Raw genomic sequence first — 9590 nt, forward strand, 5'->3', positions numbered from 1 at the left:
ACCGAGCGGGTGAGCATCGCCGCGCTCAACGGCCCGATGTCCGTGGTGATCGCGGGTGACGAGGATGACGCCGTACAGATCGCCGCGACCTTCGAGGCGCAGGGCCGTAAGACCAAGCGGCTCACCGTCAGCCACGCGTTCCACTCGCCCCGCATGGACGGGATGCTGGAGGCGTTCCGCGAGGTCGCGCAGGGGCTGTCGTACGAGGCTCCGCGCATCCCGATCGTCTCCAACCTGACCGGGGACGTCGTCTCCGCCGAGGAGATCACCAGCCCCGACTTCTGGGTGCGCCACGTCCGCGAAGCCGTCCGCTTCCTCGACGGCATCCGCACCCTCGAAGCGCAGGGCGTCACGACGTACCTCGAACTGGGCCCCGACGGTGTGCTGTCCGGCATGGGGCAGGACTGCCTCGCCGAGGGTGGCGCCGCCGCCTTCCTCTCCGCCCTCCGCAAGGACCGCCCCGAGGCCGAGACGCTGACCGGCGCCCTCGCCGGGGTGCGGGTGCGCCAGAGCGCGCCCGACTGGGCGGCGTTCTACGCCGGGACCGGCGCGCGGCGCGTGGAGCTTCCGACGTACGCCTTCCAGCGCCGCCGCTACTGGCTGGACGTGGCGACTACGCCCACCGCCACGGCCCGGGACGCGGTGGACGCCCGCTTCTGGGAGGCCGTGGAGCGGGAAGACCTCGATGCCCTCGCCACCACGCTCGACCTGGGCGGCGAGGACAACGGGGCGCTGGAGACCCTGCTGCCCGCGCTGTCGTCGTGGCGGCGGCAGCAGGCGGAGCGTTCGACGGTCGACGGCTGGCGCTACCGCGTGTCGTGGACGCCGGTGTCCGAACGTTCCACCGCCGCGCCGCTGAGCGGCCGTTGGCTGGTGGTCGTACCGGCCGAGGCACCCGGGACCACCTGGGCCGACGGTGTCGTACGGATGCTGAACGACCGCGGCGTCGGCGTGACGCGGGTCGAGCTGACCGCCGACGCCGACCGCACGGCGGTGGCCGCACACCTGACGGCGGCCGTCGGCGACGACACCGTGACCGGTGTGGTGTCCCTGCTGGCCCTCGCGGAGTCGGAGGGCGACGCGCTGCTGCGTACCGCCGCGCTGACGCAGGCCCTGGGTGACGCGGGCATCGGCGCGCCGCTGTGGGTGGCCACGCGGGGCGCGGTCGCGGTGGGCCGTTCGGACGGGGCGGTCAACCCGGATCAGGCGCGGCTGTGGGGGCTGGGTCTGGTCGCGGCGCTGGAGCTGCCCGAGCGCTGGGGCGGTCTGGTCGACCTTCCCGCCGCGGCCGACGAGCGCGCGGTGGCGCGGTTGGCGGAGGTGCTGGCTGCGGCAGGGACCGGTGGTGAGGATCAGGTCGCGGTGCGTGCGTCGGGCGTGTTCGGGCGCCGCCTCGTACGGGCCTCGGCTCCCGCGTCGTCCGACAAATCTTCTTGGCAGCCCGGCACCGGGTCCGTACTGGTCACGGGCGGTACGGGCGCACTGGGCGCACGGGTGGCCCGCTGGCTGGTGGCGAACGGCGCCGAGCACGTGGTGCTCACCAGCCGCCGTGGCCTGGACGCCCCCGGCGCCGCCGACCTGCGCGACGAACTCACCGCCTCCGGCGCCCGGGTGACCGTGGCCGCCTGCGACGCGGCCGACCGGGATGCGCTCGCGCATCTCCTCGCCGGGCTGCCGGAGGAGCTGCCGCTGACCGGTGTGTTCCACACGGCGGGCGTGCTGGACGACGGCGTGCTCGACGCGCTCACCCCCGAGCGGTTCGCGACCGTGCTGCGCGCCAAGGTGGCCGCCGCGACGCATCTGGACGAGCTGACGCGCGAGCTGGACCTGTCCGCGTTCGTCCTGTTCTCCTCGATCAGCGGCACGTTCGGCGCCGCGGGCCAGGGCAACTACGCGGCCGCCAACGCCTACTTGGACGCGCTCGCCGAGCGGCGGCGCGCCGAGGGCCTGCCCGCCACGTCCATCGCCTGGGGCCCGTGGGCCGAGGGCGGCATGGCGGCGGACGACGCGCTGGAGCAGCGGCTGCGCCGTGGCGGTCTGCCGCCGATGGACGCCGAGCGGGCGATGGCCGCCCTTCAGCGGGCGCTGGACCTGGGCGACGCGGCGGTGGCCGTCGCGGACATCGACTGGGCCCGGTTCGCGCCGGACTTCACCGCCGTACGGCCGAGCCGCCTCATCGCGGACTTCGCGGACGTGGCGGAGCCGCAGCAGGACACCGGCGGTGCGTCTGCCGGTGGCGGGCTCGCCGCCCGGCTGGCCGGGCTGGGCGAGGCCGAGCGGGACCGGCTGCTGCTGGACCTGGTCCGTACGCATGTGGCCGCGGTCCTCGGCCACGACGGCACCGAGTCGGTCGGCGCCGAACGGGCCTTCGGGGAGCTGGGCTTCGACTCGCTCACCGCCGTCGAGCTGCGCAACCGCCTCGGCGCCGCGAGCGGCGTCAAGCTGCCCGCGACGCTGGTCTTCGACTACCCGACGGCCACCGCGCTGGCGGGCTACCTGCGGGCCGAGCTCGTGGACTCCGAGCCCGCCACCACCCCGTCGGCACCGGCACCGGCCGCCGTGGCAGTGGCGACCGACGACGACCCGATCGCGATCGTCGCGATGAGCTGCCGCTTCCCCGGTGGCGTCACCACCCCCGAGGAGCTGTGGCAGCTGCTGACGGCGGGCGGCGACGCGATCGCCGGGTTCCCGGCCGACCGCGGCTGGGACCTGGACGCGCTGTACGACCCGGACCCCGACAAGCGCGGCACCTTCTACGCCCGCGAGGGCGGCTTCCTGTACGACGCGGGCCGGTTCGACGCCGCGTTCTTCGGGATCTCGCCGCGCGAGGCGCTGGCGATGGACCCGCAGCAGCGGCTGCTGCTGGAGACCTCCTGGGAGGCGTTCGAGCGGGCGGGCATCGACCCGGCCACGCTGCGCGGCACCTCGGCCGGTGTCTTCGTCGGATCCAACGGGCAGGACTACGACGCCTCCCTGCACACCGTCCCGGAGGGCGTCGAGGGCTACCTCGGCACGGGCAACGCGGCGAGCGTGGTGTCCGGCCGACTCGCGTACACCTTCGGTCTGGAGGGCCCGGCGGTCACCGTCGACACGGCCTGCTCCTCCTCGCTGGTGGCGCTGCACTGGGCGATCCAGGCGCTGCGGCAGGGCGAGTGCTCGCTCGCGCTCGCGGGCGGTGTGACGGTCATGTCGAGCCCCGGCGCGTACATCGAGTTCAGCCGTCAGCGCGGCCTCGCCGCCGATGGCCGCTGCAAGGCGTTCGCGGCCGGTGCGGACGGCACCGGCTGGGGCGAGGGCGTCGGCATGCTGCTGGTCGAGCGGCTGTCGGACGCGCGGCGCAACGGCCACCCGGTGCTCGCCGTCGTGCGCGGCTCGGCCATCAACCAGGATGGTGCGAGCAACGGTCTGACGGCGCCCAACGGCCCCGCCCAGCAGCGCGTCATCCGGCAGGCGCTGGCCGGTGCGGGCCTGTCCGCCGCCGAGGTGGACGCGGTCGAGGCGCACGGCACCGGCACCCGGCTCGGCGACCCGATCGAGGCGCAGGCGCTGCTCGCCACGTACGGGCAGGAGCGCGACCCGGAGCGGCCGCTGTGGCTGGGCGCCATCAAGTCCAACATCGGCCACACCCAGGCCGCGGCCGGTGTCGCGGGCATCATCAAGATGGTGCTCGCCATGCGCCACGGAGTGCTGCCGCGGACCCTCCACGTGGACGAGCCGTCGCCGCACGTCGACTGGTCGGCGGGCGCGGTGTCGCTGCTCACCCAGGAGCAGGCATGGCCGGAAACCGGGCGTCCGCGCCGCGCGGGCGTGTCCTCGTTCGGCTTCAGCGGCACCAACGCCCACACGGTGCTGGAGCAGGCCCCGGAACCAGCCGTGGTCGATGACACCGAGCCCTCCGCCGTACGGCCCGACGTGCTCGCCTGGCCGCTGTCGGCCAAGAGCGGGGACGCGCTGCGCGAGCAGGCCGAACGGCTGCGCGCCCACGTCGCCGCCGACCCGGCGCTCGACGCCGTGGACGTGGCGTACTCCCTGGCCACCACCAGGTCCGCACTGGACCACCGCGCGGTGGTCCTCGGCCCCGACCGGGACCGGCTGCTCGCGGGCCTGGCGGCCCTCGCGCGCGGCGAGTCGGCCGCGCAGCTGGTCCAGGGCTCGCCCGCCGAAGGCCGTACGGCCGTGCTCTTCACCGGGCAGGGCAGCCAGCGGCTCGGCATGGGCCGCGAGCTGTACGAGGCCAGCCCGGTGTTCGCCGAGGCGCTGGACGCGGTCTGCGCCGAGCTGGACCGGCACCTCGAACGGCCGCTGTACGACGTGCTGTTCGGGTCGGACAAGGAGCTGCTGGACCGGACGGGCTTCACCCAGCCCGCGCTTTTCGCGGTCGAGGTGGCGCTGTTCCGGCTGGCCGAGGCCGCCGGGCTGCGGCCCGACGTCCTCGCCGGGCACTCCATCGGCGAACTGGCCGCCGCCCATGTGGCGGGCGTGCTCTCGCTGGCGGACGCCGCCACGCTGGTGGCCGCGCGGGGCCGTCTGATGCAGGAGCTTCCGGCCGGTGGCGCGATGGTCGCGGTGCAGGCGTCGGAGGACGAGGTGGCGCCGCTCCTCACCGAGCGTGTCAGCATCGCCGCGGTGAACGGGCCCACGTCGGTCGTCATCGCGGGCGACGAGGACACGGCCCTGGAGATCGCGACGTCGTTCGAGGCGCGGGGCCGGAAGGCCAAGCGGCTCACCGTCAGCCACGCCTTCCACTCCCCGCACATGGACGGCATGCTCGCCGGTTTCCGCAAGGTCGCCGAGGGCCTCACGTACGGCGCTCCGCGCATCCCGATCCTCTCGACCGTCACCGGGCAGCCGGTGACCGACGAGCTGGGCATGGGCTCCGACTACTGGGTGCGCCACGTACGCCAGTCCGTGCGCTTCCTCGACGGCATCCGCGCCCTGGAGGCCCAGGGCGTCACCACGTACGTCGAACTCGGCCCGGACGGTGTGCTGACCGCCATGGCGCAGGACTGCGTCACCGACGAAGGACCGGACGACGTGGCCTTCGTACCGGTGCTGCGCGGCGGGCGCCCCGAGCCGGAAACCCTGGCCGGCGCCCTCGCCACCCTGCACGTCCGGGGCGTGGCGCTGGACTGGGAGGCGCTGTTCGCCGGGACCGGCGCACACCGCGTCGACCTGCCGACGTACGCGTTCCAGCGGCGCCACTACTGGCTCGACGGCACCCCGCGGCACAGGCCCGAGACGACCACGGATGTGGCCGGTGCCCGCTTCTGGGCGGCGGTCGAGAGCGACGACCTCGGCGCGCTGGCGGACACGGCGGGCATCGACGTGGACCAGCCGCTGAGCGCGCTGCTCCCGGCCCTGTCCGCGTGGCGGCGCCGCGAGCGCGAGCAGTCCGCGATCGAGGGCTGGCGCTACCGCATCAGCTGGAAGCCGCTGGAGGAGCCGCGCCTCGCCGCGGCCCCGGGGGTGTGGCTGGTCGCCGAACCGGACGGCCACGCCGACACCGTACGGACGGTTATTGAAGCCCTGACCGAACGCGGCGCCGACATCCGGCCCATCGCCCTGGACCGGGGCCGGGACCTCGACCGGGGCGCCCTCGCCGACCGCATCCGCCGGGCCGCGGCCGGTGACCCCGTCCACGGGGTGCTGTCCCTGCTCGCCCTGGACGAACACCCGCACCCCGCACACGGCGCCGCGCCCACCGGGCTGCTGCGCACCGGTGTGCTGGTGCAGGCGCTCGGGGACGCGGGCGTGGACGCCCCGCTGTGGTGCGCCACGACCGGCGCGGTGTACACCGCCGCCTCCGAGCCGCCGCGCAGCGCCGCACAGGCGCAGGTGTGGGGCCTGGGCCGGGTGGTCGCCCTGGAGCACCCCGAGCGCTGGGGCGGTCTGGTCGACCTGCCCGCGACCCTCGACGAGCGCGCCGCCGACCGGCTGGCGGGCGTGCTCGGCGGACACGGGGACGCGCACGAGGACCAGTTCGCGATCCGTACGGTCGGAGTGCTGGCCCGCCGCCTCGCCCACGCCGACCGCGCCACGGCCGCGGGCGAGCCGTGGCGGCCCCGCGGCACGGTCCTGGTCACCGGCGGCACCGGGGCGCTGGGCGCCCATGTGGCCCGCTGGCTGGCGGCGGGCGGCGCCGAGCACCTGGTGCTCACCAGCCGCCGCGGCCCCGACGCCCCCGGCGCCGACCGGCTCGACGCCGAACTGACCGCGCTGGGCGCCCGGGTGACCGTCGCCGCCTGCGATGTCACCGACCGGGAGGCGGTGGCCGGGCTGCTCGCCCGGATCCGGGACGACCACCCGGACCACCCGCTCACCGCCGTCGTGCACACGGCGGGCGCCGGGCAGTTCGCGCCGCTCGCCGACGCCACACCGGCCGATGTCGCCGACGTGGTCGCCGCGAAGGTGGCGGGCGCCACCCACCTGGACGCGCTGCTCGGCGACACCGACCTGGACGCCTTCGTGCTCTTCTCCTCCATCGCCGGGGTGTGGGGCAGCGGCGGCCAGGGTGCGTACGCCGCCGCCAACGCGCACCTGGACGCGCTCGCCGAACAGCGCCGCGCCCGGGGCGCCGCCGCCACCTCCGTGGCCTGGGGCCCGTGGGCGGACGGCGGGCTCGTCGCCGACGACGAGGCGGCCGAGCAACTGCGCCGCCGCGGACTGCCGGTCATGGCCCCGCACTCCGCCATCGCCGCCCTCCAGCAGGCGCTGGACGGCAGCGAGACCACGATCACCGTCGCCGACGTCGACTGGGACCGCTTCGCCCCCGCCTTCACCGCGGCCCGCCCCCGTCCGCTCATCGCCGACCTGCCGGAGGTCCGTCAGGCCGTCGCGGCGGCCGATGCTGTGGGCGGCGACGACGCGGACGGCGACCCGGCCGAGGCGCTGCGGGAGCGGCTTACGGGGCTCACCGGCCCCGAGGCCGACCGCGTGCTGCTCGACCTCGTACGCGCCGAAGTCGCCGCCGTCCTCGGACACGACGACACCACGGCCATCGAGGCGGGCCGGGCCTTCAAGGAGCTGGGCTTCGACTCCCTCACCGCCGTCGAACTCCGCAACCGGCTGCACGCCGCGACCGGGCTCCAGCTCACCGCCACCCTGATCTTCGACCACCCCACGCCCGGCGTGCTCGCGGGCGAACTGCGCGCGGAAATACTGGGCGAGGACACCACACCGGAACTCCCGGCGCTGGCGGAAATCGACAAGCTGGAATTCACCCTCTCCCACGTTCCCGACGACAAGGCGGAACGCGAGCGGGTCACGGCCCGGCTCGAAGCGCTGCTGCGGACATGGCACCAGACGGAGAACGAGACGGGCGCGGACGGTGCCGACGACGATGACCTCGATATCGAATCCGCCTCGGCCGAAGACATCTTCGACCTCATCAACAATGAATTCGGAAGGTCCTGACGTGATGACCGCTCACATTTCCACTGACCTCAGGAGGTGACGTTTTCGTGGCTAGCGCGAACGAAGAGAAGCTTCTCGACAATCTGAAGTGGATGACCACTGAGCTGCGCCGGGCCCGTCGCCGCCTGACCGAGGTGGAGGCGGACGCGCAGGAACCGATCGCGATCGTCGCGATGAGCTGCCGCTTCCCCGGCGGCATCGGCTCCCCCGAGGACCTGTGGCGGCTCGTCGACGAGGGCGGCGACGCCATTTCCGGATTCCCCGCCGACCGCGGCTGGGACATCGAAGGGCTCGCCGACCCGGACCCCGACCGCAAGGGCACCTTCTACAACAGCGGCGGCGGATTCCTCGACGGCGTCGCCGACTTCGACCCCGGATTCTTCGGCATTTCGCCGCGCGAGGCCCTCGCCATGGACCCGCAGCAGCGGCTGCTGCTGGAAACCTCCTGGGAAGCCTTCGAACGCGCCGGAATCGACCCGACGTCCGTCCACGGCAGCCGCACCGGCGTGTACGTGGGCGCGGCGGCCATGGGCTACGGCTCCGACACGGCGGAAGAGCTTGAGGGGCTGATGCTCACCGGCGGCGCCACCAGCGTGCTCTCCGGCCGCATCGCCTACACCTTCGGCCTCGAGGGCCCGGCCGCCACCATCGACACGGCCTGCTCGTCGTCCCTCGTCGCCCTGCACTGGGCGGCCCAGGCGCTGCGCCAGCGCGAATGCTCGCTCGCCCTGGTCGGCGGCGTCACCGTGATGCCCAACCCCGATGTGTTCGTGGAGTTCAGCCGTCAGCGCGGCCTCGCCCCCGACGGCCGCTGCAAGTCCTTCGCGGCGTCTGCCGACGGCACCGGCTGGTCCGAAGGCGTCGGCGTCCTGCTCGTCGAGCGGCTGTCGGACGCCCGCAGATACGGCCACCAGGTGCTGGCCGTCGTACGCGGCTCGGCGGTCAACCAGGACGGTGCCTCGAACGGTCTCACGGCGCCCAACGGCCCGTCGCAGCGCCGCGTCATCCGCCAGGCCCTGGAGAACGCCCGGCTGTCCGCCGCCGAGATCGACGTGGTCGAGGCACACGGCACCGGTACGACCCTGGGCGACCCGATCGAGGCGCAGGCGCTGCTCGCCACCTACGGCCAGGAACGGCCCGAGGGACAGCCCATGTGGCTGGGCTCGCTCAAGTCCAACCTGGGCCACACCCAGGCGGCGGCCGGAGTCGCGGGCGTCATCAAGATGGTCATGGCGATACGCCACGGCGTCATGCCCCGGACCCTCCACATCGACCAGCCGTCCCCGACCGTCGACTGGTCGGCGGGCGCGGTCGAGCTGCTGACCGAGGCCCGCCCCTGGGACGACACCGGACGGCCGCGCCGGGCCGGTGTCTCGGCCTTCGGCGTGAGCGGCACCAACGCCCACACCATCCTGGAGCAGGCCCCGGAGCCGGAAGAGCCTCAGCCCGCGGGCGACGGCGCTCCGACCGCCGTCCTGCCCTGGATCCTCTCCGCCAAGACCGCGACGGCGCTCCGCGACAACGCCCGCCGTCTCGCCGCCCACCTGGACCGCGCCCCCGCCCTCGGCACCGCCGACATCGGCCACTCCCTGGCCACCGGCAGGGCCGCCCTGGACCACCGCGCGGCCATCGTGGGCACCGACCGCGACGCGCTCCGGCAGGGTCTGGACGCCCTGGCGCGGGGCGAGTCGGCTGCGGGGCTCGTCGCGGGCCCGGTGGACGGCGGTCAGGTGGCGTTCCTGTTCACGGGTCAGGGCAGCCAGCGGCTGGGGATGGGCCGTGAGCTGTACGAGGCTTACCCGGTGTTCGCGGAGGCGCTGGATGCGGTGTGCGATGCGCTGGACCCGCCCCTCGAACGGCCGCTGAAGACGGTGCTGTTCGGGGACGACCCGGCGGTGCTGGACCAGACCGGTTTCACGCAGCCTGCGCTGTTCGCGGTTGAGGTGGCGTTGTTCCGTCTGGTGGAGGCGTGGGGTGTGACGCCGGACTTCCTGTCCGGGCACTCGATCGGTGAGTTGGCTGCCGCGCATGTGGCGGGTGTGTTGTCGCTTGCGGATGCTGCGAAGTTGGTGGCGGCGCGTGGGCGGTTGATGCAGGAGCTTCCGGCCGGTGGCGCGATGGTCGCGGTGCAGGCGTCGGAGGACGAGGTGGCGCCGCTGCTGACCGAGCGCGTCAGC

General features: G+C 74.5%; 2 protein-coding genes. Both read left to right on the forward strand.

What is annotated here, in order from left to right; translation table 11 throughout:
* Positions 1–7413 (forward strand): type I polyketide synthase (locus LCH29_RS43225; RefSeq protein WP_446467168.1); only part of this gene is annotated, 7413 nt, incomplete at its 5' end.
* Between the two features lie 47 nt (positions 7414–7460).
* Positions 7461–9590, forward strand: a 2130-nt coding sequence (locus tag LCH29_RS43230; protein ID WP_446467169.1) for a type I polyketide synthase, incomplete at its 3' end; no start/stop codon positions are given.

The organism is Streptomyces sp. BRA346 (assembly GCF_052851135.1).